The following is a 24,522-nucleotide window of genomic DNA, read 5'->3' as shown; positions in this document are numbered from 1 at the left end:
GCCAAATAGATTGACATTCAGGCTGTGACAAACTTTATTCTTTTTTCTAACGAGCATCACTCCGGGGCCAGATAGAGTTTTGCCCGTAAATGCAAGGAACAATTGGGTGCAGCGGCGCATACTGTACTGTACAGAATGATGGAAGGGTGTGATAGGATGCCGTCTACAGTAATCAACCTATATTATTTGAAGATCAACAGTATTTCGGGCAATGGTTCAATTACAATAGGCGAAGCTGCTTATAACAGCCCTACCAACAATCAAAAATCTCAAGGAACCAATTCTTCTTTCGGTGATACATCACCTACAGAATCCGTAATGGAAAACTTCTTAAACGATCCTGATGTAAATGACCAGACATCTATCGGCAACTCTGATACATCCAATGTTAATGCTCCTCCGATTGCACCACCGCCAATTTTAGATTAAAGGGGTTTCGTCTATGCCATATCAAATTAATATCGCAAATATTAAGATCAACGGCGTCACGCAAAACGGAAATATAGATGTCGGCCCAACCGTGCACAACAGCCATACAGCAAACAGCAAATACTTTGGTGCAAACTTTTCCTTAGGAGATCTTTCGCCTACGTCTTCACTTTTAAACACTGGAAATATTGATTCAGACGTTAGTGACCAAGACCAAATCGGAAACCCTTCTGCACCGATTTCAAATCAAATTTAAGGAGAATCTCATATGGATTTCGAAAAAATTCGAAAATGGCTTGAGATTACGAATGAATATAAGCAAAGTGACTTTTGGACAAATGTGCTCAAGTATAAAGCTCCTGAACAATTTTTTGATTCCGATGCTTATACGCTCGTTTATGATTTTTATCAAGATGAAGAATATAATTTTATTATAGTGGAAATGCCCGGTGTGTATGAGGAGGAATTAACGATACGCTTACTATCTGAAACCCAGCTGCTGATCAAAGGAACCGTCACCCCTCTTTTTCCTGCCGAAATGGAGGTGCAGCGTGAACGGTATTACGGCGAAATTGAGCGGACGATTCAGCTTCCTGAAGCTACTGAATTTCATTTATTACAGATTCAGCTGTTAAACGGGCTTCTGCACATTTCGTACCCAAGACAAGTTGAAACCATTGCGTTCAATAAGGGGCTTTAAGATTGATTTCCTTCATTCCTTATCCATAGGGACTGATATATGGTCTTTATATTGATCCACATAAATATCTCCATTACCCAGCAGCACTGCGTACACGGTCTCTTTCACCTTTATGTCTCTTTTTCGCAATTCCTCCAAAAGCCAGGATTCCGTCAAACGATTCTGCTTTAAATTATTCTCAATGATTTCTCCGTCCATAATAAGCTCTATCGGAAGCCTGTGTTCTTGGTTTACCGCAATCATTAAATCCTGTTTGGTCACATGTCGGAATTGCGGTTTTCTTAACACAGTCAGCTGACCATTCGTTTCAAGAATGGCAAAAAGAACTTCTTCGATATTAAATATTTCTTTTTCCCGTAATTGCTGATTTAAATAATCAAGTGTGTAACGCATTTTCCTCATATTTGATTCAAGTATCTTCCCGTTTTGAATCAGCACTGTTGGATCTCCGGCAAAAAATTTCCTCAGCTTCCTGTTCTTTATCGACAGAAACGAAATTAGAAAAATGGTTAACACAAAAATACTAAACGAAATGGCCATATTGTGCGGTTTTATTGAAGTATTGTAAGCTAATCCGGCAGCAATCGCCCCTAGTGTGATCGCCGCAATAAAATCAAAAATCGTCATTTGAGAGATTGTCTGTTTGCCTAAAATTCGTTCTGCGATTAACAGCAAGCCAAAGCTGGCAACCGTTCTAATGACAACTTCAAGTTCAATCATCTTATGGCGCTCCCCGCTTCCCAGATTGTTTTGGCCAAAACTCCTGCTGCTATCATTGTTTGGCTTACTATATCCATCTATACCAAAAATATTGTTCGGTTCAGGACAGAATGAACCGACTGCCTTTCGGATATATTAAATTGCGATTGGCCTGAAGGAAAGCCAATCCCATGACAAATCTAATTCATCATTGGTCAGGTGGTAGCATGAATTTCACTTGGGAATCTCTAGTTCTCATTGTAGCCGGAGTCATTTTGCTGAGAATTTCAGGAATGAAATCAATCGCACAAATGACTTCAACTCAAACGGTTGTCATGATTTCAATCGGAACTATTATCGTTCAGCCAATCATCGAGTACAGCCTTTTCAAAACATTAATTGCGGCGGCAATTTTCACAATAACACTCATCGTTATAGAATGGATCCAAATGAGATCGAACTTTATTGAAAAGATGTTGACCGGAAAAGCAAAAGTTGTTATTGAAAACGGACAGCTTCATATCGAAAACTTAAAGAAGATGAGACTTACAGTTGATCAGCTTGAAATGCAGCTACGGCTTCACGGCGTTACGGCTATACAAGATGTCAAAATTGCGACATTAGAGGCAAACGGGCAATTAGGAATAGAATTAACTGATGACGCCAAACCTTTAACTGTCAGGGATCTAAAAAAACTCATTCACCCGAATTTCATTAATAAGGACGGACAAGCCCATTTGTCTAGCAATCAGAATATTTTTGATGAAATTGGTAAAAAGAATAAAAAAAACATCCCTAAAAAACTGCATTAACAAAAGGCACTTGGAGAATTTTGCAGGTTTTTGTCTCTCACTGAATGTTTTTGCCGTTTTGTTTAAGCAATTGCTGCTCACACACCATATTGTATAAACAGTCATAACGGAGAGGAGAGATGAATGATGAAATTCCCAGTTTATATTCATTCGATATCCGGAAACAGCGTTTTTAATAATGGTTTTGCATTCTCCATCAGCCCTTTCTCTGTTTCTAAAGAGACAGATGGTTCCGGAGGGAATAATACAGGTTTGGTTTTTGAATCAAATGCTTTAAGCCAAACAAGCTCGGCCAATCAAGCCCTACATGTTACAAATGCGGTCCAAGAACTGCTTTCCAAGCTTTTAGCGTAAAAATAAGAAATGAACACTTCATGAGGTGCCGTATGGATTTTCCAATTATTCACACAAACTTTTGGGATGCTGTGATAGCTGTTCCAATCATCATATTGATAACCCAAATCCTCAAAATATTATTGAAAATCCCCAAAACTTTTGTACCGTCAGTTGCCTTAATAACAGGCCTTGTCATTTCTGTTTTCATAAGCCATCGACACAGCCTCTTTTCTGGCGTATTTATGGGCTGGTTTTATGGCTACGCTGCTATAGGCTCCTACTCATCATTAAAAACGACCATCTTATCCTTTAGGCAAACGAAAAACGATACATCAAATTCATAGATGACATATAACGATCTGCCGCCTCTTTATCAGGCGGCTTTATTTCTGCTGATAGTTTGACCATCTTCAAAAAAGGTGCTCATTCACTCGCTTAAAGAGGCGCTATTATTTTTACCATTATGTTGATGCAATGATATAAAAACGCAATATCATAGAAGTAAACAGACTGCCAGCGTCCTCTATGACGGCTACTTCTGAGTGAAAGGAGTTTTTGAAGCATGCGATCTCAAATCAACATCTCAAATCTCACGATAAATGGAATGACACAAAACGCCAATACAGATATCGGACAAAACTTGCAAAACAGCCATACTGCGAACAGCAAAAATTACGGAGTCAATTTCACATTAGGAGATTACTCTCCATCTCATTCAATTATTATTTCAGCAAGTTGTGATAATGATACAAGTGATCAAGGGCAGGTTGATAACCCTTCTTCGCCTAGTGAAGAATAAAAAAAGAACTCATTTGAGTTCTCAGGCTGTCGAGAAAATCTCGACAGCCTTTATTTTTTCTTAAAATATCCATTCTTCTGTAATAAAATAAAAGAGAGACTTCAAAAGGACGGTGTCTTTCCCATGTTCCACACAAGAAATTCTTCTCAAAACGCAGCTGAATTTGTTCTTCTCGACCAACTTGTCGAAGAGGATCATCTGCTTCGAAAAATCGATAAATACATAGACTTCTCTTTTATCATTGAAAAGGTTAAGCCTTACTACAGTGAAAACAAAGGCCGCCCCTCACTTGATCCGCTGATTTTATTCAAAATGATGTTTATCGGATACCTCTATGGTATCCGTTCAGAAAGACAGCTCGAAAAAGAAATTTACTACAATATGGCGTACAGATGGTTTCTCGGATTGAACATAAACGATCCAGTTCCACACCACTCCACCATCAGCTGGAACAGACGCACACGTTTTAAAGATACAACCATCTTCCAAGATATTTTTGATGAGATCGTTCTTCAGGCCATCAATCATGACATGGTGGGCGGACGTGTCCTATTCACCGATTCCACTCACCTTAAAGCCAATGCCAACAAGCATAAATACACAAGAAAAACGATTGAACAGGATACACAAAACTATATCAAAGATTTAAATGACGCCATCCAAGAAGATCGAGAGGAACACGGAAAAAAGCCACTAATAGTCAAAGAGGAGGTGAAAGCTGAAAAAGAGATCCGCCACAGTACAACTGATCCCGAAAGTGGATATCTGTATCGCGAAAACAAACCAGAAGGTTTTTTCTATTTAGATCACCGCACAACGGATATGAAATACAACATTATCACCGATGCCCATGTCACACCGGGAAATGTCCATGATTCCGTGCCTTATCTTGACCGATTAGATCACCAAATCGCACGATTTGGTTTTCAAGTAGAAGCTGTCGCCCTTGATTCCGGATATTTAACAGCTCCTATCTGTAAAGGATTATCTGACCGTCATATTTTTGGCGTCATTGCCCACAGACGATATCACCCTACTAGAGGCTTGTTTCCAAAATGGAAATTTCATTACGACATTGAAAAAGACAGGTACATTTGCCCGAACCAGCAAACACTCACATACTCAACAACTGACCGAAAAGGATACAGGTCATATAAATCAAATCCTGAAACATGTTCCTCATGCCCTTTTCTTGAAAACTGCACAAAATCAAAAAAACATCAGAAAGTCATCACCCGGCATGTATGGGAAGACCACAAAGAAAAGATCAGGCAAAATCGCTTGTCTGTTTCAGGAAAAAACCTCTACAAAAAAAGAAAAGAAAAAATAGAGCGAAGCTTTGCAGATTCAAAACAACTGCACGGGCTTCGCTATTGCAGGTTGAGGGGAAAACGGAATGTGAGCGAACAAGTTCTCCTCACAGCCGCATGCCAGAACATGAAGAAGATTGCCACATACCTAGCCAAGCAGAGCTAGGTATGTGGGAGCTCTTTTTCTGTTTTTGAAATCAGCTGAAAATCTAAAGAAACATTACAAAACAAAAAAGCTTGTAGAAAAAACATCGTTTTCTCTACAAGCTGAGAACTCATTTGAGTTCTTATTTCTTTATTCGCCTTCATATAATCGATAAACCCTTTTCAGCTTTTGTTCAAGCTGTTCAAAATGAACAAAACGGGCTTCTCTTAGAAACTCAGTCCCATCAATGAACAAAAGAAGCACAGGAACGGTGAAAACTGAAAATCTGCCGGCGACCTCTGCTACATCGTCAGCATTGATATGCCCCAATTTGATGTTTGGAAACTGATCCAATACTATTCTGAGCTGGGGCAGAACTGCGTGACATACTGTACAGCCAGGCCTCGATATATAAATAAAACTGAATTTGTGCTGTTTGATAAAGTTTTCTATAGAAACTAATGAATGTAATTCTGTCATCTCTTTCATCCATTTACTCCTTCAAATAGGTCTGTTTTTCATGACCAAGCTCATCAATACGTATCATTCAATATACAGATTTTTATTTATGATATCCGCTTTTTTGCTTTGCAGAGTACCTGCAAGCTTGCCGAAAATGTCAAAATAAAAGAACAGTTACTGACAAGCAGCAACTGTTCTTACATACTTTCTTATTAAAAATGCAAAGCGTAAGCTCCTGAACCGATGAGTGCAGCCCCTATGGAAACTGCAATGAGCACCAGGTTATATTCAAAACCTCCCGCGCCATTCGCAAAACCTTTCGCTCCATGGACTTTTACGATGGCACCTAACATAATGATCGTTATGATAGCAGCTCCAAGCGGGAGGAATACGCCTAAAATAAATAGAATTCCGCTTACTAACTCCCCAAGACCTGATAGAGCGGCCGCAACGTTTCCTGGTTTCACCCCAATTGACTCGAACCATTGTCCGGTTCCTTTAATCCCGTATCCGCCAAACCAGCCGAATAATTTTTGTGTGCCATAAAACAAAAACACCACACCAATCATTATACGAATAAGCAACAGTCCTGCATCTTCCATTTGTATCTCTCCTCATCTTTGATTTTATCTAATTCTTTGCTGACGGTATCCAGCAATCATCAATTGAATATATGTTTCTTTATTTTTTATGTGTCAAATCAATCTAACTCTCTTACTTCAAACGGCAGCAGCCCTTGTTCAATTTGTGTGCGATGCGGTTCATATTGCACAGGCAGCATCAGTTTTTCGCCCATTGTATCCTGTGTTTCATCATGTGCAAAGCCAGGGGGATCAGTTGCGATTTCAAACAGGATTTCCCCGTGTTCCCTGAAGTAAATGGCATTAAAATAGTTTCTATCCCGAACAGGAGTTACACCATATCCATGGGAAGCAATATATCTTTGCCAATCTAACTGATCTTCATCATCGTTAGCCCGCCAAGCGATGTGATGCACCGTTCCGGCCCCCATTTGCCCGCGGCCAATAGGCGTTAACTTAAGGTCAATCACATTTCCGATATCACCGGCAGAACGATAACGAACGAAGTCTCCTTCTTTGCCGACTCGTTCCAGCCCCATGATGTTTTCTAAAAGCTCAGCGGTTTTGTCAGGCTGCGCTGATAATAGGGTTGCCCCCCCAAAACCTTTAATGGCAACATCGGGCGTTACATCTCCGAAAGTCCACGTGTTAGCCTCTCCTTCTTCTCTTTCCACGATTTCTAAGTGCAAGCCATGAGGATCATCAAATTCTACATATTGTTCTCCAAAGCGCTCGATTTTGGTGTATGGAACGTTGAACTTTTCTAGTCTCTTTTCCCAAAATGCCATAGCCCCCTTCGGCACGACATACGATGTCACGCCAACTTGACCGTCACCAATGACGCCTTGGCGGGCTCCGGCCCACGGAAAGAAGGTAATGATTGTTCCCGGCTTCCCGCCTTCATTCCCAAAATAAAGATGATACGTACCTGGGTCATCAAAATTGACAGTTTGCTTGACCAAACGAAGCCCAAGCACTCCTGCGTAGAAATCTGTGTTCTCTTGAGGATGACCGACAATCGCTGTAATATGATGAATTCCCATCGTTTTTTTAGCCATTTTTATCCGCTCCTTTTACATATACTCAACAAACTCATTCACAGGCTTCCGGTAGCCGCGCGGTCTTCTGCTCTCTGTTTTTTCTTTTCCAATCGTAATCATCATGACAACCTCAAATTGGTCGTCTATGTTCAAAATCCGTTTTACGGCTTCCGCATCAAAGCCGATCATCGGGCAGGTATCCCAGCCTTTTTCCTTAGCACTCAGCATAAACATCATCGCAGAAAGTGAAGCATTCCTTATCGCCTCATCTCTCTTAAATTGTTCTCCTCTGTTTTCATAAAACGAAACGGTGTCTTGCACCATGTGGTCATACTCTTGCTTATTTAATATCCCTAATACCTTTAAACCTTCATAGATATCGGCCGCTTGTTGATATGCCTGCTTATCCCCTAATACCAAGAGAACCGCAGATGAGCTAACCACTTTATATTGTCCATTTGCGGCCTGCTTCAGCTTTTCTTTTACGTCCGGGTCAAGAACCGTCACATATTTTGTATGCTGCAAATTAAAAGCCGATGGCGCCAATGCAACCAATTCAAACATTTCATTGAGGTCTTCTTTTGTGATTGGATGACCTGAAAGAAAATTGCTTGCAGATCGTCTTTCATTGACTAACTGTGTAAATTCAGCCATTACGCTACACTCCCTTTTATCTCGAATTCGAGATATTATATTATAAAAAATCTATATTGAATATTGTGTAAAAGAACTGACAACGATTGAACACTTAGAATTGCGCTTGATCGCTGATCTTTTCAATCAAATATCTCGAATTTAAATATCTTGAATATGAGATAATAATAAAATACAGATCTTCTCATGTCAATAGGTTTTTGAAAATTAGGTGGAAATTTTTCACTGACGGCAGCATTTTAATAGCGAATCATCACTGTTGTTACATAAGAACTCATTTGTTTGCTTTATGACCTTTTAGCACAGCTCCAACTTTTTTTCTGTCACCTTATTTATTAGTAAACAGGAAACAACGTTGCTATAGACCCACTCGAAATTGAATTGGTATGATAAGCAAAGTGATTACACAAGAAAGGATACGGAGAGCGTATATAGAGCACTCCTATTTTTTTGTGCAGTTTTATAGGAGGAAAAAATGGCAAGTGAAAGAGAACAAATAAGCAGAAAAGTTGCTTTGATTGCATTGATCGCCAATCTGATCTTAATGGCAGGAAAGGTCTTTTTTGGGCTGGCAGGCGATAGTGAAGCCGTGTTTGCAGACGGAATACATTCCGCGGCAGATGTCGTTGCTTCGATTGCAGTCTTGGCAGTGATCGGCATTTCCAATAAACCGCCCGATCAAGACCATCCTTTTGGTCACGGAAAAGCTGAAGTCATTAGTGAGGCGATTGTAGGAATTATCTTAGTGATCGTATCCGTTTATATCCTCATAGAAGCGATTCTGTCCTTTGTTAAAGGGCCAAGCGTTCCCCAATACAGCGCATTGTTTGCGGCTCTGATTTCGTACGTGGCTAAGGAAATCTTATATCGTTATTCTATAAAGCAAGGGGAAAAATGGAACAGCAAAGCGATTATAGCGATTGCGTACGATCACAAAGGCGATATCGTTGCCTCTCTTGCCGCTTTTATCGGCGTCCTGTTGGCTATCATCGGAAACACCCGCGGATGGTCCTATCTGTTGTACGCCGATGCCATTGCCAGTGCAATCGTTGCTTACCTCATTTTTAAGATTTCAATGGAATTAATCAGGCCGTCTGTTGATGTGCTCATGGAAAAGAGTGTTGATCCCGAGCTGATAGAGGAATATAAAGCTGTTATTTTTCAATGTGATCAAGTAAAACGAATTGATAGAATCCGCGCGCGAGAACACGGCCACTATAAATTGCTTGATGTCCGTTTGTCTTTGGATCATGATTTGACAATTAAGCAGGGACACGACATTGCCCGCGAAATTCGAAATGAAATCAAAAGACAGTTTTCAGATGTTGAAGAAGTGCTCATCCATGTGAATCCTTATTTCGAAGAATGAAAAGCTCCTTTTTAGAAGGAGTTTTTTCTTTATGCTGCAAACTTTACCTTTAGAACTCGCCGTACTATATAATGTGTGTATATCAATCATAGGGACAGAAAGGTTGTTAGAATGAAGGAATTTTTTTCGATTGGAGAAGTGTCAAAGTTATTCAATGTGAAAATCTCTGCTCTTCGGTATTATGATGAAATCGGCCTTTTGAAACCGGAATATAAAGATGAGCAAACGAACTATAGATATTATTCTACCCAACAGTTTGAGCGGCTTGATACCATCAAGTATTTGAGGGCTCTAGGCCTGCCAATCAATAAGCTTCTTGATTTTTATAACTCTCAAAATACAAACACTCTTCTTCATTTACTAAAAAGCCAGCAGGCTGAAATTGATCGCAAGAAGAAAGAATTGGAATGCATCGAACGAAAGATCTCCCGACGCATCGCACATATAGAAGATGCCGTTAACATGCCGTTACATCAAATTTCAAAAATCAAACTTCCCGCAATGCGTGTGGCTTACTTGCAGCATGAATATGTTCTCGGCCATGATATCGAACATTCGTTAGCTGAATTGAGAACCCACCTGAATGTAAACGAAGATATATTCATAGGCAAGATTGGTTTATCCATTTCTGCAGCAAATGTGAAAGCAAAACAGTTTGACAAATATTCCAGTATATTTATGATTCTTGAAGATGAAAATGAAAAAACTTCTTCAGAAATCATCTTTCCTTCAAGAGAATATCTGCAAATTAGGTTTAAAGGGTCACATCCAGAAGCCGAACCATACTACAAAAAATTACTGGCATATATGAAAAAACATCATTATGAGGTAGCAGGGGACTCAATCGAAATCACACTCATTGATTATGGCATTACGAATAACCTAGATAATTATGTGACTGAAATCCTGCTGCCCATCAAATAATCTCATGAATATGTTTTGATCTCCCTTGACTCTCTACTAACTAGAGGGTTTATTTTTTATGCAGGAATGATTTTTGGAGGAGAAAGCTTATGTTTGGAACGATTTTTAACACAGTGATGATCATTGCAGGAAGCATAATCGGGGGGATATTCAAAAAAGGCATTAAAGATGAATACCAGGATATTTTGATGCAGGCAATGGGATTCGCTGCGGTCGCACTGGGGATCAACGCCATTACACAGCATTTGCCTGATAGTAAATACCCCATTCTATTCATCGTGAGTTTAGCCATTGGAGGTTTGCTAGGCCAGATCATCAATTTAGAATTACGATTCAACAAGCTGGTGAACAAATTTTCTAAAAGCAATTTAGCAGAGGGCTTATCAACTGCGGTCTTATTATTTTGTATAGGTTCGCTGTCAATATTGGGCCCTGTTGAAGCCGCTTTGCATGGAGATTATACATACCTCCTGACAAACGGGATGTTAGATGGGATCACCTCCATTGTGCTCGCTTCAACTTTTGGTTTTGGAATAGCGGCTGCCGCCATTGTATTATTTGCCTGGCAAGGCTCCATCTATTTATTTGCTAAAGTAATGGAGAGCGCAATCAATACAGACCTTATTAATGAAATCACAATTGTGGGAGGCATACTCATCCTCAGTTCAGGTCTAAGCATTCTTGGAATCAAGAAGTTCAAAACATTGAATTTGCTGCCTTCCCTCTTGATCCCTCCTGTTGTGATTTTTGTGATTCATGCATTTGGATTGCGGTTTTAATGAAGCGGCTCCACAAAGAAGGTTAATATTCTGTTATATTGATTTTCAATAATCTGTTTCAATCGTTTTATTTCCTTTTCATCTTGGATTTGACGTCGAATAAAAACTGTATTATATTGTAAATTAAGTCTGTTATATCAAAATCAGATTCCCCATCACGAAACGGCACATTCATTTAAACAAAATTGGGAGGGGCATTTGTATGTCAAACCATTCATCTAGTATTCCCGAATTAAGTGACAACGGTATCCGCTATTATCAAACTTATAATGAAAGCCTTAGTCTTTGGCCGGTCCGTTGCAAATCATTCTATATATCTACTCGTTTTGGTCAAACACATGTGATTGCGAGCGGCCCAGAGGATGCCCCGCCGCTTGTATTACTCCACGGAGCATTATTCAGCTCGACGATGTGGTATCCCAACATCGCCGATTGGAGCAGCAACTACAGAACTTATGCAGTTGATATCATAGGTGATAAAAACAAGAGTATTCCTGAGAATTTAAGCGGTACAAGAACGGATTATGCCAATTGGCTTCTTGATGTGTTTGACAATCTGGGGATCGAAAAGTCCCACATGATCGGACTTTCGCTTGGCGGTCTCCATACGATGAATTTCCTTTTACGTATGCCTGAGAGAGTAAAAAGCGCAGCTTTACTGAGTCCGGCAGAAACGTTTTTGCCATTTCATCACGATTTCTACAAATACGCTCTTGGCCTTACAGCGTCAAATGGAGTTGAAACATTCTTAAATTGGATGATGAGTGATCACAATGTGCTGCACCCGATTTTTGTGAAGCAGTTTCAGTCAGGGGTAATGTGGCAGGATGGATCAAGAAATCCAAATCCTAAAGCCGACGGATTTCCGTATGTTTTTACCGATGAGGAATTACGTTCAGCAAGAGTTCCTATCCTATTATTACTTGGTGAACATGAAGTCATCTATGATCCCCACTCAGCCCTGCACCGAGCCTCTTCATTCGTTCCTGATATTGAGGCGGAAGTCATTAAAAATGCCGGACATGTTTTATCGATGGAACAACCCGCTTACGTAAATGAACGTGTAATTCGTTTTTTCAGTGCAGAAACAGGCATTTCACGGTAAGGGCTTATAAGATAGTGATTTGCATTTCTAAAGTCCTGAATATGCTTCTAGCCGGGCATTTCAAAAAATAGAGTCTCTCTTATGGACTCTATTTTTCTTGGACACAACCCGCAGCTGGTTTTGTGTGCTTGTTTCTTTAGGTTTCTTATATGATCAGTTGGTTTATTCTTAGAATTATCAAGAACCTAGGCATTATGGAGAGAAGGCAGCGTCAAAAAAATCATTTGATGTGCTTTATCACTTCTCCTGGGATGCCTGCTAGCATGACGCAGCTTCTGCCAATATGAAACAAAGTTCCATCCATATCGAAAATGAGTGATTGCGCCATAAGCGTCTCCTTTTAACTGCTGACTTCATCCTCCAAATAATACCATAATTAAAAAAGCAGATCATTAAAGATCTGCTTTTTCTATTACACACTGATTTGTTTCTTTTGTTCATGATCTATTTCTGGCTGTATTTCCTTTGTCAGTTGATGCCCTTCTATATCCACATTCGGAATAATCTTGTCCAGCCATTTCGGCAAATACCAGGCTGCATTCCCCATCAGCTTCATGACACTTGGAATCAGTGTCATTCTTACAATAAAGGCATCAAAGAGCACACCAAAGGAAAGAGCCAGCCCATTGGCTTTAATAGAAGCTTCACCTGCAAAGATAAATCCTGCAAAAACGAAGATCATGATCAAGCCGGCTGCTGTAACAACAGGACCACTGTGTTTTAATCCAGCCTGAATGGCTTGTACTGGATTCTTTGTTTTTACATATTCTTCACGCATTCTGCTGACAAGAAATACTTGATAATCCATGGCTAACCCGAACAGAATCCCAATCGATAAAATCGGCAGGAAGGCGAGTATCGGCCCTTTTTCAGGTATTTTGAAAAAATCGATGAGATTGCCGTCTTGCAAGACAAATACACAGATTCCAAGAGTGGCTGTCATCGTTAAAATGAAACCTGCAACAGCAACAAGCGGCACAAGCAGCGAACGGAAAACGATGGTCAGCAATACAAACGCAAAGCCAACAATAAGTACAGCAAACACCGGTATCGCATCATTCAGGCGATCTGAAATGTCAATATTCACTGCAGTCGATCCAGTAACAAGCAAATCTACTCCGTTTTTATCTGACAAACTGCGTACATCGTGTACCAAATCTTTTGTTGCGACATCATTTGGACCTGATTCCGGAACGACCGTAATGATGGCAAAGTTCCCTTCTTTATTAGGCATTGCAGGGGTGACACTTGCTACATGGTCTAATCCCTTTATTTCTTTCACTGCATCTGCGAAAGCCTCCGCCTTATTTTCTGCAGCATTTGCGGCATCCGCTACGATTGTTAATTGGCCATTAAATCCTTCTCCAAAGCCTTCGGCAAGCAAGTCATATGCCCGGCGATCCGGATTATCCTTAGCTTTCATCCCAGCATCAGGCAAGCCCAGTTCCAAATGCATAGACGGGATACTAATGACGAGCAAAATCAGAATGCTGCATACACTTAGCATGATAGGATTTTTGGTGACAAAGCGTCCCCAAACATTTGTTTCAGTGCTTTGTTTTTCTATTTTCTTGTTTGATTTCGGAATCATCCGCTTCCCTGCAATCGATAAGACCGCAGGCACAAGTGTGATGGAAGCCAAAACAGCCATCAGTACACTAAGCCCTGCTGTCAGCCCCATCGCAGACATAAAAGGAATGTTAACGACAGTTAATCCGCAAAGTGCAACGATAACAGTAAGTCCGGCAAAAACGACTGCGCTTCCCGCTGTTCCCACGGCTCTCGCAATTGATTCATTCTTTTGTATGCCTTCGCCTAAAAACTGGCGGTGTTTCGTAAAAATAAATAAAGCATAATCAATACCAACAGCAAGGCCAATCATTCCGGCTAATGAAAGACTGACGGAAGCAATATCGAATACTTGTGTCCCAACCAAAACCAGTCCAATGCTTACCCCTAAACCAAGCAGCGCAGTTAAAATCGGCAAACCTGCTATTAATAAAGAACCGAATGTAATGGCTAAAACGACAAAGGCCAAGATAATGCCGACAATTTCAGAGACACCGCCTATCTCCATCTCGGCTCCCGGTACATCTCCGTTTAGCTCAGTTTGCAACCCCTCATCGTCAGCCATTTTCAAACTGTCTTTTAAGTGTTTGATAGAGTAATCCTTTATATCATCTGCTGATGATTTATACTTAATATCAGCATAGGCAACTGTGCCATCTTTCGCGATTGTTCCTGTCACAAAAGGACTTGCAATCGAGTCAACAGAATCATCTTTACTGATTTCCTTGAACGTTTTTTCTATAGCTTTTTTCGCTGGCTTTGAAGTCAGTTTCTCCCCATCATCAGCACCGAAAATCACCCGTATGCTCCCTTTATCAGGACCGTGAGGAAATTCTTTTTCAATCACATCCATCGCTTTTTCCGAAGGTGTGTCAGGTATGGACATATCCTCAGAAAAACTTGGCTTTAAGGTGATTGCAAGGCCAATCGAAGCAACTAACACAACGACCCATGCACATATTACTTTTATGCGATGCCGAGCAACCCATCCTCCTAATGTATATAACATTTTTGACATGATAATCTCCTTTCAACACATTGCTTGATCACATTTATCATTGTAGTTGACAATGAAATGAAAAAAACGTACATTCGGGCATGTACGTTTGGGCAATTTTCAAATATGCAGTTTAGTTGTCTATTGTCAGAATACCTTTTTGCATGGCAATCGTTACCGCCTCAGTTCTTGAATTCGCGCCTAATTTATTGTAAATGGACGTTAATCTGGACTTTACTGTTCGCTCAGAGACGCCCAAATCAAAGGCAATCGCTTTGCTTTTAAGACCTTTAGCAATTGCTTTTAGAACAATGACTTCCTTTTCTGTCAGCTGCGTCTCATTGCGCTGCTTTTTCATCCGCTCAAATTGGATTTCTTGCAGACGTTTGAGGATATCAGGCTGCAACAGCACATTCCCTCTGATCGCTGCATCCATTGTGTGAAAAAGGGTTTCTGAACTCGTATCCTTTAACAGATATCCTTTCGCCCCTAATTCAATCCCTTCAATCATTAAGTGATCTTCATTATATGTAGTCAAAATAATGATGGGGGTATCGTGTTTTTCTTTTATTTGTTTAATGGCCTCTAACCCGCTCATCTCCGGCATATACAAATCCATCAGAATGATATCCGGTTCTAATTCATCTGCAAGACGGACTGCGACTTTTCCATTTTCCGCCTCTCCTATAATGGTGTATTGATCATTCGTTTCAATTAAAAGCTTCAGACCTTCCCTCACGACAAGATGGTCATCAACGATTAAAACCTTATTCATCTTGCATCTCTCCCTGAATTGGTACAGTGATCTCAATTTGTGTTCCTTTCAATTTTGTACTCTTGATATTGAATTGGCCATTTATTGCCCTGACGCGTTCTTGTATGCCAAGAAGCCCATAATGTCCTCTCTTTTTCTTTCCTTTTTCAACATCAAATCCCTTGCCGTTATCCTTAACTGTTAAATGGAGCCTTCCCTTTTCATCATCCCAAATGGATATCCAGATTGTTTTCGCCTCAGCATGCTTTGCCGCATTCGTCATGCATTCTCCAATGATGTAATAACAGTTTTCAGCTGTACGCACATCCAGCACCTGATGCAATCTGTAATCTAATAAACAAGCCATGCCTGTCGACTCTATAAAATGATCCATTAGCGAGGTAATTCTTTCTTTTAAAACACCGATTTCTTCTGATTTGCTGCGGAGATCGTCAATAGCTGAACGTGCATCAGCTAATGTGCTTTTCACTCTATTCATCGATTGTTGAACGATTTCTTTTGCTCTCTCTGTGTTGCCTTTGGCGAGATGAACATGAATCGCATCCAGCTGCATATTTAAACTGACAAGACCTTGAGCAAGCGTATCGTGCAAGTCTCGGGCCATCCGCTGTCTTTCGTTCTGCAGCGTCAGCTGTTCTACCTGCTGATGAGCCAGCTCCAGCCTTTCGAGAGTCAGCTGCGCTTTTATCCTTTCATCGACTTGGGCAAATAATGTAGCGGCATAAGTAATAATCACGATCATGATAGGTGCAGCAATCACAATAAAATGCAAATATTCACCTTTGTGAATCTGATTAGCTACATTTATTAACAGAAGAAGCAATAAAAATAGAATGAGGAAAGTTTTTCTTCTGTCTGCCATTCCTATAATCTGTCCAATCAAAAATGCATAAAGGCCAATGAGGACCAGCACTAAGAAGCCCGTCATGAGATTAGCAAGTGTAAAAGTGATCAAACCTTGCAGTACAAAGTATAGAATGACCCTTTTCTTCACCCAGCGATATGAATGCCAATGCAGAAAAGAAAAAACAGCCATCAATATCGTGAAGACATTAAGCAATAAAATGGACCAGCTCGCAGTAATAAATTGCAGCACGACAGAGGCTACATAGATCATGAGAATAAAAGCCAGGCCCGGCACTCTGAGTGCAAGCATGTTTAATGCCCGTCTATCATGCGAGTAGTATTTTTCTTTGAAAGGATTCCTGATACGCAAACCTCATTCACTTCCTTTCCATTGGCAGAAGCGATATACACTCCAGCCACATATACATGTATCCCATCATTTTATAGGAAGAGAAGGTACTCAACAATACAAAGATGCGGTGAAGCATAAGCGTTTCCAACATGAATCATTGCCCAAACGTACATAAGCGTTCTGCCTTTATGTACGTTTTATCTTTCCGAATTTCCATTTACAATAATGGAGAAGTCACTATTTAAAAGGAATGATCATCATTGAAATCGATTGATCTCACAATTTTATCATTAAAGAGAAAAGGAATCCGGACCGAAAAAGTGTTAAAAAATCAGTGCCTTGATCGATTAAGCAATGAGAAAGACAAACATACTCAATCAAAAATCACATGCAAGGAAAAAGAGGAATGAACATGTATTGGTTTTTAGGCGCTTTATTATATTTTCTGATCGGTACTTATATATTCATTGGAGTCACTAAAGACAGCCAATCAGGCTCATGGAGACTGCTTGCATTATCAGCTCCACTCATCATTGCTGGCTACCCTTATTTTTATTCAAAGAAACTTCTTTCCAAAAGACGGTGAAACAGCAGTCATTCAAACCGCACATTGGTAAAATGATCAATACCGGGATACAATCTAGGTATTCTATGGAAAGGAGTCTTGCCTTATGAGTCAAAGAGTGTCCTACTATGAGATTGCACCTGAAGGTATGAAAATCATGATGGATATGGAGAAATACACGAAACAATCCTCAATTAACCGAACTACGAGAGAGCTAATTAAAATCAGAGTCTCTCAAATGAACGGCTGTGCCTTCTGCTTAGATATGCATACTTCTGATGCCCGCAAAATGGGCGAAACTGAACAGCGAATTTACTGTTTACATGCTTGGAATGAATGTGATTTTTACTCACCTGAAGAGAAAGCGGCTCTCGAACTATCTGAACACATCACGCTCATCCCATCTAAAAGGGTTCCTGATGAGATATACCATCGGGTGCGGGAACATTATGATGAGAAACAATATGTTGACCTTGTTCTGATCATTAATCAAATAAACAGTTGGAACCGCATCTCTATTGCAATGGGGAATCGAGCTGCTTCAAAATAAGAAGAAGGAGTAAGATTAGAACAAATCTTACTCCTCCTCCTGGATATCGTGCCTTCGCTTCAACATCCTAAATCTTCACGTTTAGGTGCTTTTCAAACGCGATTTTCCCGCTTTGTGTAATCCTAATCGCTCTCGTTTTAGGCATACGAACGATCCACTCTTCTTCTAACATGCGCACCAATAGGGCGTTTCCTAATGCCCCTGCAATATGATGCTGCCGTTCACTCCAATCCAAACAGCAGCGGGCAAAAGCTCTCCTCTTATTCCGTTGTTGCTCTTCATTGATGCCTAACTTCGAAAAGAATAAAGTCCCCTCTGAGGTCACCTCAAAATTTAAATCAACTTTTTTTAACATCCCCTGCTCAACTAGTGAATGTGCTATTTGCACGCCCACATAACCTGCCAAATGATCATAACAGGTACGGGCGAAATGCAAGTCCTTTTTCTCCTTTGACTCTTTTAAAGATTTGACTTTTGCTTCAGGCGCAATATGAAGCAATTGTTCGATCACATTTGCAGCATCTGAGTCAGCCAATCTGTAATACCGATGTCTCCCATGCTTCTCTACGCTAATCAGCTTTGCTTCAAGCAATTTATTCAGGTGAAAACTTGCAGTTTGAGGTTTAATGTTAGCGAGATATGCAAGCTCTCCCGCAGGGTGTATCCTTCCATCCATCAGACTGAGAAGAATGGAAGAACGCGAGGGATCTGATAGCAACGAAGAGATTTTTGCAATATTAGGATGCATGATTTTCCTCCTTACATTCATATTTCGATGATAGTTGAAATGTTAATCCTTTACAATATAAATGTAAGCGTGACAAGGAGGAAAAAACGTTGGAGATCAAAAAACAAGACACTCATCGATTTAAGGAAATCAAACCCAAGATCATGTATTATGGTACCTCGACATTTCTTCTAACCACATTGAATGAGGATGGAACCACTAATATTAGTCCTATGTCTTCTTCTTGGGCTCTTGGACATTATATAATCCTTGGAGTAGGACTGGGAGGAAAAGCCATCGACAATTTGGAAAGACACAAAGAATGTGTCATAAACTTGCCTGGCCCGGAATTATGGGAAAACATTGAAAGAATTTCATCTTATAGCGGAAAAAAGAGTATACCGCCTTTGAAGAAACAGCTCGGATTTTCATATAAAAAAGAAAAATACGAGGCAGCAGGGTTAACGCCTTTACAATCAAAAACAGTATCACCAACACGAATTAAAGAATGCCCTATCCAAATCGAAGCCGAAGTGAAACATATTCGGATTCCAGAATATGAATCGTCATTCGCAATTGTAGAGACGCAGGCACTACATTTTCATGCCGAGGAAAGTATTATACTGGACGAAAACCATATCAACCCTTCCAAATGGAGCCCGCTTATCTATAATTTCAGACATTACTTTGGTTTAGGAAGAGAAGTCGGAAAGACTTTTCGTTCAGAGACATGATCATTTTAAGACCGAACCATGATTTGGTCTATTCTAGTAACCCTTGTTATTATCAGATCAAGCGATCATTAGGCTTGATCTCTTTTTTAGTGAAACATCCATTTAAGGATATAAAAGTTACCTGCTTGCCAATTCTTTTATCATTAAACCCAACTCATAAATCCCCTTTTGAAGGTCTTCAAGAGATGCATAAGCATATGATAAGCGAATATAATTCCCTTTTTCCTGAGCATAGATACTGCCGAGATTGAGCAGAATCCCTTTTGATAAGGCTTTAGTATAAAGTAATTTCATTGATATGGAAGGCAATATTTTTATCCAGACAAAAAACCCTCCTTTTGGGATATTCCATGTCGCCACATCTTTCAAATGAGTTTCTATAGCACTCAAGGCCAATTCTCTTCTCACCTTTAATTGCTGCCTAACCTTTTCTACATGCTGCTGGTAGTGGCCGGAAGTAAACCACTCTGCCGCTACTCTCTGGGATAGCGAACTGGATCCGTAATCTGTTTGCATTTTAATGTCAGATAAACGTTCAATCACCGGTTCCGGTCCGACGATCCATCCAATCCTCAAGCCTGGGCTTAATGTTTTCGATAAACTTCCTATATACAGTACGTGTCCATTTTTATCAATTGTTTTAATAGGATATGGCGGAAGTTCATCGATCCATAACTCACGATAAATGTCATCTTCAATAATAGGAAGCTGTGTATTCTCACTTACTGCTAGGATTTCTTCACGCCGCTTTTTAGACATGAGAATACCAGTCGGATTATGAAAACATGGATTTGTATATAAGATAGCCCTTCCACGCTCTCCTCTTGTTAAATGAACATTTTCAGGCAAAAGTCCTTCATTATCAATAGGAAGTCCAGTCAGCTTCATACCAGCTGATTGAAATACGTGTAATGAATAAAGGTAAGAGGGCTGATCAAGATAAATGGTTGATCCTCTTTGTAACAGCCCCATTGATATCAGCTGCAAGGCTTGCAACGCTCCTGAGACAATCAGAATGGAAGAAGATGAGACGTTGATTCCAATGGTTTTTAAATAGTTGCTTAATGCCTCCCTCAAAGGTAAGTAACCTTTTGGTTCTTCATATCCGAATGCCTCCATGTGTTGAGATACCTTCCCCATCATTTCTTTCATAACAGCCAAAGGAAAAATCTCAGCTGAAAGTTCACCTTTACTGAGCTGTATAAGGTCTGTATTTGATTCTGATTGATTTATCTCTTGAACGATTTTTCGGCTTGGCATCTGAATGCCAGAAGTGACATATTGATCCCAATCGGGAGCAGAATTCTTAGCCATCAGTGTCCATGTGTTGTTGATAACAACTGTGCCTTTCCCCATTGTGCCTTCTATTAGCCCATCGGCCATCAATTCCTCTAACGCTGTAATCACTGTGCTCCGATTTACCTGAAAATCTTTTGCAAGCGTGCGCTGGCTTGGAATCTTGCTTCCAATCGGCCACTCTCCATTTCCTATTTTCTCTTTAATAAAATGAACGATTTGTCTGTACTTAGGGAGCTTTTTCATCTTTTTTTCTTCTGGAAAGCTCATAGAATCGGTCTCCTTAAAATAAATTGGTTGGGTCAAAATCCGTTTAACTGGTTGAAGCCATATCACCAAATCTTTATTAATATAAAAACACATTAAATAACTGGTTGGTTTTTGTAAAGAGGAGTGGGAAATATGCAAAAGAAAACAGTTCAATTGATAACCTCAAACAGTCTGATGATCTGTTTATGGGCATCTGCTTTTCCGGGAATTCGCGCAGGACTAGAAGGGTACACACCAGAACACCTTGCTTTATTTCGTTTGTTAATCGGCTCTATGGCATTATTGCTTTTTGCTGTTTTGACTCAGATGCGCCTACCCGACTTGAAAGACATTCCTGCCATTTTTCTTTTAGGGTTTTTAGGATTTGCACTCTATCACATTTTGCTGAACATCGGTGAAAAAACAGTTAGTGCCGGAGTTGCAAGCTTACTCGTTACTACGGCACCGATCTTCTCAGCCATGCTATCCCGCCTGTTTTATAAAGAGCATTTTGGATTTACGAAATGGCTTGGCTCTATGATCAGTTTATTGGGTGTATTATTGATTGCATTTGGGGCGGGAGACTTTACATATTCAATGAGCGGTATCTTGGTCATCCTGCTGGCAGCATTTTCGGAGAGTATTTATTTCGTTTTTCAAGCCCGCTATATAAAAAAATATGGTTTTATTCCATTCGTTACATTCACCATTTGGGGCGGAACAATACCCATGCTTGTGTTTCTGCCAGGCTTAGGCGAAGAGATGATAAACGCTTCAATAAGCGCAACTTTGTCTATCGTTTACTTAGGATTATTGCCGACGGTTATTCCTTACTTCGCACTAGCATATGTCACTGCACTCGTCGGCGCTTCAGAAGCAACTCTTTCTCTTTATGTAACACCGGCTTTAGCCTTGGTCATTTCATGGGTATGGATAGGCGAAATACCTGCATTTCTTTCTCTGCTGGGCGGAGTGGTTACAGTCAGCGGAGTATGTTTTACCTACCTAAAAGTAAATAAAATGAATAAGATTTTCAACACCCATTTTTCTGCTAAAAGGGTTAAAAAACTCTAAAACAAAAAAGATACCAACATCGTTTGGTATCTCCTTTAAAGGTTCCTTCATTAAGATTCTCCAGAAAAGTAAATGGAGTATTCAGTTACTGGCTTAAACCCTAGTTTAGCTGCTAATGCAATGGACGAATTGTTGCAGATATCACAATCCCAGCTAGGAACAATCCCATTTTCCACACAAAACGCTATAAACCTATTTGCTACGCAATAAGCTAACCCCAGTCCTCTATATTCTTCAAGTGTATAGATATCCATTTCCGCTCGATTATGCCCTAAAAATATAGAGGTACACTCACTTACTACGTGATTGCCATGTAATACGGCAAATCCAAAACCTTTTGAAGCAAACTGTGAGACAGAATCCCAATACTCCTCATAATACGCGCTGTTAAACGCTGTGCTGTGTGAAATGATGTCTTCGTCTATTCTTCTCAATACAAGACCCTTTGGCAGTTGCAAAGTCTTTTTGAAAGATTTTGGTTGATAAGAAAATGCAGCTCTTCTCATTTGGTTCAAGTCATCTTTCAGTATGGGTTTAAGTACGCTATCCCATGTATCACTGGAAGAAAACAAGGTAAATCGTTTTGATGATTTCACTTGTTCTTCATAATATCCTGCAATGAAATCATGAAAATCCCGATTCCCTTGGTCTCCCGCAATAAAATAAATGCCTGATTCAGTTCCTATAAAAAACGATTTAGGAAAGGTTTGATCATCTGCATAAACAGCTCCCGGAATGGTTTGGTCTAATATTGAATAGACAAATGTGGGACAATATTTGTCATCAAACATTGTTTTTAAGCTACTGTATTTTTCTTTTGTTAATTCCTGCAAAACAGACAACTCCTTTAAAACCCCGTCTCCTTCATGATTCTGTTCACAAAATCAATTTTCCTCTGTAACAGCTAAATAACTTCCCTGTTACGGATCTCAGACAAATAAAAACAGATGTCTGCACTCAGCTCACAGACACCTGTTGAACAACACATTGCATTATATAAACCCAAGGAAACGCTGAGTATATCGATTCTTTATTCCCCAGTTACAGCAAACTGTTTTAAACGGTCACCAATTTCATCACGGACCCTTTGGAAACACTTCTTCTGTTCCGTGTGCTTTTGCCGGATCATCAAATTTATCCGATGTTTGATTTGAAATATCAATCCCTGCTTCTTTCATAGCTTTGACAGCTTTCAGATGTCATCCATGACATTCGATTCCTGCGCTGTACACATTCCACTTGTCCCCAAGGTATTTTCTCCCCCACCCTTCAGCCATTTGACTGCGGCAAGAGTTACCTGTGCATTGTTTTCCTTGATATAGTGACCTTGTCCTTTTAGAAACATGAATGGATCACCAGCAGCCAAATATACAGGCCGACAAGTGTGATCAATAAAGTGGGTATTGTGAGAATGATTCCTGTTTTAAAATACGTGCCCCAGGAAATCTTCAAACCTTTTTGCGACAGAACATGAAGCCATAATAATGTCGCCAAGGAACCAATCGGTGTTATTTTAGGTCCTAAATCTGAACCGATCACATTTGCATAAATAAGCGCTTCTCTCATCATCCCATGTGTATCTGTACTGGCAATAGCCAATGCGTCAATCATAACAGTCGGCAAGTTATTCATAATGGAAGAAAGAATTGCCGCAATAAAGCCCATTCCAATTGTCCCAGCAAACAATCCTTGATCAGCTGCGGCTTGAATCACATCTGAAAGGACATTCGTTAATCCGGCATTTCGGACACCATACACAACAACGTACATGCCAATTGAAAAGAATACGATAGCCCATGGCGCCTCTTTCACCACTTTCTTTGTATGGACGGCCGGACTCTTTTGCGCAGCGATTAAGAAAATGATCGCAATGCTGCCCGCTACCACTGATACAGGGATAGAAAAAAATTCACTTGCAAAATATCCAATTAACAGCAGCCCTAAGATATACCATGACAGTCTGAACATGTTTTGATCTTTAATTGCTTCAACAGGTTTTTTCACCTCAGTCAGATCATAGCGTTTTGGTATGCTTTTTCTGAAGAAAAGGTACAGTACAATGATACTCGCCAGTAACGAGAACAAGTTCGGGACAATCATTCTGGATGCATAATCAATAAACGTAATATGAAAATAGTCCGCTGAAACAATGTTGACCAAATTGCTCACTACTAAAGGAAGCGAAGTGGTATCCGCAATAAATCCGCTGGCAATGATAAAAGGAAAAACTAATTTTTCATTGAAGTTTAAAGCTCTGACCATCGCTAATACGATTGGTGTCAATATAAGAGCTGCACCGTCATTTGCAAATAACGCGGCGACAATAGCTCCTAATAGAGATACATAAACGAACATCCGCACACCGTTTCCTTTTGCAGCCTTAGCCATATGAAGCGCTGCCCATTCAAAGAAACCGATATTATCAAGAATTAACGATATCAGTATGATGGCCACAAAAGCTAAGGTCGCATTCCAAACAATCCCTGTCACAGTTAACACATCATGAAAATTGACAACGCCTGCAATCAGCGCTAACACTGCGCCTCCACAGGCTGACCACCCTATAGATAAATTTTTCGGCTGCCATATGACCAATACTAGAGTTAATAAAAAGATGAATACTGCCAAAATCATTGATGTCAAT

General features: G+C 40.1%; 29 protein-coding genes and 1 pseudogene. 17 read left to right on the top strand and 13 right to left on the bottom strand.

Annotated features, from left to right (window positions below):
* Positions 1-156 precede the first annotated feature (156 nt).
* Genes NYE53_RS03115 through cotP form a run of 3 tightly spaced genes read left to right on the top strand, consistent with a single transcriptional unit; the run spans position 157 to position 1,129 of the window.
* Positions 157-429: a spore germination protein gene (locus NYE53_RS03115; RefSeq protein ID WP_003243854.1), complete on the top strand. Its 273-nt coding sequence runs from the start codon at positions 157-159 to the stop codon at positions 427-429.
* A 13-nt stretch (positions 430-442) separates the two neighbouring features.
* Positions 443-685, top strand: coding sequence for a spore germination protein (locus tag NYE53_RS03110; protein WP_003234151.1), 243 nt, complete (start codon positions 443-445; stop codon positions 683-685).
* Between the two features lie 12 nt (positions 686-697).
* A complete protein-coding gene (cotP, locus tag NYE53_RS03105) occupies positions 698-1,129 on the top strand; it encodes a spore coat protein CotP (protein ID WP_339247201.1) in 432 nt (143 codons plus the stop codon).
* 12 nt (positions 1,130-1,141) lie between these two features.
* Here cotP and NYE53_RS03100 read toward each other — a convergent pair whose 3' ends face one another.
* Positions 1,142-1,849, bottom strand: coding sequence for a DUF421 domain-containing protein (locus NYE53_RS03100; protein ID WP_014478990.1), 708 nt, complete (start codon positions 1,847-1,849; stop codon positions 1,142-1,144).
* 206 nt (positions 1,850-2,055) lie between these two features.
* On the opposite strand from NYE53_RS03100, the gene NYE53_RS03095 reads away from it, so the two are divergent.
* The 5 genes from NYE53_RS03095 (at position 2,056) to NYE53_RS03075 (ending at position 5,251) form a co-directional block, all read left to right on the top strand.
* The gene (locus NYE53_RS03095; protein ID WP_339247197.1) at positions 2,056-2,640 is read left to right on the top strand and encodes a DUF421 domain-containing protein; all 585 of its coding nucleotides are present in this window, start codon (positions 2,056-2,058) and stop codon (positions 2,638-2,640) included.
* Positions 2,641-2,763: 123 nt separating this feature from the next.
* The gene (locus tag NYE53_RS03090) at positions 2,764-2,994 is read left to right on the top strand and encodes a spore germination protein (RefSeq protein WP_038827548.1); all 231 of its coding nucleotides are present in this window, start codon (positions 2,764-2,766) and stop codon (positions 2,992-2,994) included.
* Positions 2,995-3,026: 32 nt separating this feature from the next.
* Entirely contained in the window at positions 3,027-3,320 is a 294-nt protein-coding gene (locus NYE53_RS03085; protein ID WP_041517676.1) for a hypothetical protein, read from the top strand.
* Between the two features lie 218 nt (positions 3,321-3,538).
* Positions 3,539-3,775: a spore germination protein gene (locus NYE53_RS03080; protein ID WP_003244342.1), complete on the top strand. Its 237-nt coding sequence runs from the start codon at positions 3,539-3,541 to the stop codon at positions 3,773-3,775.
* Positions 3,776-3,898: 123 nt separating this feature from the next.
* Positions 3,899-5,251, top strand: a complete 1,353-nt coding sequence (locus NYE53_RS03075; protein WP_327830730.1) for an IS1182 family transposase — start codon at positions 3,899-3,901, stop codon at positions 5,249-5,251.
* Positions 5,252-5,380: 129 nt separating this feature from the next.
* Here NYE53_RS03075 and NYE53_RS03070 read toward each other — a convergent pair whose 3' ends face one another.
* From NYE53_RS03070 to NYE53_RS03055, 4 genes are all read right to left on the bottom strand, one after another.
* Positions 5,381-5,719 (bottom strand): thioredoxin family protein, encoded by a 339-nt coding sequence (locus NYE53_RS03070; RefSeq protein ID WP_070548620.1) that lies wholly within the window; start codon positions 5,717-5,719, stop codon positions 5,381-5,383.
* Positions 5,720-5,904: 185 nt separating this feature from the next.
* Positions 5,905-6,294 carry a DoxX family protein gene (locus NYE53_RS03065; RefSeq protein ID WP_251187173.1) on the bottom strand — a complete coding sequence of 130 codons (390 nt, stop codon included), beginning with the start codon at positions 6,292-6,294 and terminating at the stop codon, positions 5,905-5,907.
* Positions 6,295-6,392: 98 nt separating this feature from the next.
* Positions 6,393-7,331, bottom strand: a complete 939-nt coding sequence (locus tag NYE53_RS03060) for a ring-cleaving dioxygenase (protein WP_014478981.1) — start codon at positions 7,329-7,331, stop codon at positions 6,393-6,395.
* Between the two features lie 15 nt (positions 7,332-7,346).
* Complete coding sequence (locus NYE53_RS03055; protein ID WP_268749573.1) at positions 7,347-7,967, bottom strand: nitroreductase family protein; 621 nt, start codon at positions 7,965-7,967, stop codon at positions 7,347-7,349.
* 475 nt (positions 7,968-8,442) lie between these two features.
* Between NYE53_RS03055 and mneP the strand changes: the two genes are divergently transcribed.
* The 4 genes from mneP (at position 8,443) to NYE53_RS03035 (ending at position 12,144) form a co-directional block, all read left to right on the top strand.
* The gene (gene mneP, locus NYE53_RS03050) at positions 8,443-9,336 is read left to right on the top strand and encodes a manganese transporter MneP (RefSeq protein ID WP_029317351.1); all 894 of its coding nucleotides are present in this window, start codon (positions 8,443-8,445) and stop codon (positions 9,334-9,336) included.
* A 111-nt stretch (positions 9,337-9,447) separates the two neighbouring features.
* Positions 9,448-10,260, top strand: a complete 813-nt coding sequence (locus NYE53_RS03045) for a MerR family transcriptional regulator (RefSeq protein ID WP_339247191.1) — start codon at positions 9,448-9,450, stop codon at positions 10,258-10,260.
* An 89-nt stretch (positions 10,261-10,349) separates the two neighbouring features.
* Positions 10,350-11,039: a DUF554 domain-containing protein gene (locus NYE53_RS03040; protein ID WP_015252719.1), complete on the top strand. Its 690-nt coding sequence runs from the start codon at positions 10,350-10,352 to the stop codon at positions 11,037-11,039.
* Positions 11,040-11,241: 202 nt separating this feature from the next.
* Entirely contained in the window at positions 11,242-12,144 is a 903-nt protein-coding gene (locus NYE53_RS03035) for a carboxylesterase (RefSeq protein ID WP_339247189.1), read from the top strand.
* A gap of 412 nt (positions 12,145-12,556) precedes the next feature.
* Here NYE53_RS03035 and NYE53_RS03030 read toward each other — a convergent pair whose 3' ends face one another.
* The 3 genes from NYE53_RS03030 to NYE53_RS03020 form a co-directional block, all read right to left on the bottom strand.
* The gene (locus NYE53_RS03030) at positions 12,557-14,731 is read right to left on the bottom strand and encodes an MMPL family transporter (protein WP_339247186.1); all 2,175 of its coding nucleotides are present in this window, start codon (positions 14,729-14,731) and stop codon (positions 12,557-12,559) included.
* Positions 14,732-14,843: 112 nt separating this feature from the next.
* Entirely contained in the window at positions 14,844-15,485 is a 642-nt protein-coding gene (ydfI, locus tag NYE53_RS03025) for a two-component system response regulator YdfI (protein ID WP_003244318.1), read from the bottom strand.
* Positions 15,478-16,701 carry a sensor histidine kinase gene (locus NYE53_RS03020; protein WP_251187181.1) on the bottom strand — a complete coding sequence of 408 codons (1,224 nt, stop codon included), beginning with the start codon at positions 16,699-16,701 and terminating at the stop codon, positions 15,478-15,480. Before NYE53_RS03020 ends, ydfI begins: the two co-directional genes overlap by 8 nt.
* 242 nt (positions 16,702-16,943) lie before the next feature.
* Here NYE53_RS03020 and NYE53_RS03015 point away from each other — a divergent pair, with 242 nt between their 5' ends.
* The 3 genes from NYE53_RS03015 to NYE53_RS03005 all read left to right on the top strand — a co-directional run bounded on the left by NYE53_RS03015 (position 16,944) and on the right by NYE53_RS03005 (position 17,798).
* The gene (locus tag NYE53_RS03015; protein ID WP_015382874.1) at positions 16,944-17,093 is read left to right on the top strand and encodes a hypothetical protein; all 150 of its coding nucleotides are present in this window, start codon (positions 16,944-16,946) and stop codon (positions 17,091-17,093) included.
* Positions 17,090-17,269, top strand: a complete 180-nt coding sequence (locus tag NYE53_RS03010; RefSeq protein WP_339247181.1) for a hypothetical protein — start codon at positions 17,090-17,092, stop codon at positions 17,267-17,269. The genes NYE53_RS03015 and NYE53_RS03010 overlap by 4 nt, the downstream gene beginning before the upstream one ends.
* Before the next feature lie 85 nt (positions 17,270-17,354).
* Positions 17,355-17,798 (top strand): carboxymuconolactone decarboxylase family protein, encoded by a 444-nt coding sequence (locus NYE53_RS03005; RefSeq protein WP_339247179.1) that lies wholly within the window; start codon positions 17,355-17,357, stop codon positions 17,796-17,798.
* 67 nt (positions 17,799-17,865) lie between these two features.
* Here NYE53_RS03005 and NYE53_RS03000 read toward each other — a convergent pair whose 3' ends face one another.
* A complete protein-coding gene (locus tag NYE53_RS03000; protein WP_339247177.1) occupies positions 17,866-18,546 on the bottom strand; it encodes a winged helix-turn-helix domain-containing protein in 681 nt (226 codons plus the stop codon).
* Positions 18,547-18,635: 89 nt separating this feature from the next.
* Between NYE53_RS03000 and NYE53_RS02995 the strand changes: the two genes are divergently transcribed.
* Complete coding sequence (locus NYE53_RS02995; RefSeq protein ID WP_339247175.1) at positions 18,636-19,259, top strand: flavin reductase family protein; 624 nt, start codon at positions 18,636-18,638, stop codon at positions 19,257-19,259.
* Positions 19,260-19,376: 117 nt separating this feature from the next.
* Here the strand turns inward: NYE53_RS02995 and NYE53_RS02990 are convergent, their stop codons facing one another.
* A complete protein-coding gene (locus tag NYE53_RS02990; RefSeq protein WP_339247173.1) occupies positions 19,377-20,825 on the bottom strand; it encodes a PLP-dependent aminotransferase family protein in 1,449 nt (482 codons plus the stop codon).
* Between the two features lie 132 nt (positions 20,826-20,957).
* Between NYE53_RS02990 and NYE53_RS02985 the strand changes: the two genes are divergently transcribed.
* Entirely contained in the window at positions 20,958-21,878 is a 921-nt protein-coding gene (locus NYE53_RS02985; protein WP_339247170.1) for an EamA family transporter, read from the top strand.
* Between the two features lie 50 nt (positions 21,879-21,928).
* Here NYE53_RS02985 and NYE53_RS02980 read toward each other — a convergent pair whose 3' ends face one another.
* From NYE53_RS02980 to NYE53_RS02970, 3 genes and pseudogenes are all read right to left on the bottom strand, one after another.
* Positions 21,929-22,720 (bottom strand): GNAT family N-acetyltransferase, encoded by a 792-nt coding sequence (locus NYE53_RS02980; protein ID WP_339247167.1) that lies wholly within the window; start codon positions 22,718-22,720, stop codon positions 21,929-21,931.
* 188 nt (positions 22,721-22,908) lie between these two features.
* Positions 22,909-23,155: pseudogene (locus NYE53_RS02975) on the bottom strand (hypothetical protein).
* A gap of 58 nt (positions 23,156-23,213) precedes the next feature.
* Positions 23,214-24,521, bottom strand: coding sequence for an arsenic transporter (locus NYE53_RS02970; protein ID WP_339247165.1), 1,308 nt, complete (start codon positions 24,519-24,521; stop codon positions 23,214-23,216).
* Position 24,522: the final 1 nt, after the last annotated feature.

It is taken from the genome of Bacillus sp. FSL R5-0523, from assembly GCF_037975295.1.
Taxonomy (GTDB): Bacteria; Bacillota; Bacilli; order Bacillales; family Bacillaceae; genus Bacillus; species Bacillus subtilis.
The sequence above is the reverse complement of the archived record's forward strand: the minus strand, read 5'-3'. Positions and strand labels throughout refer to the sequence as shown.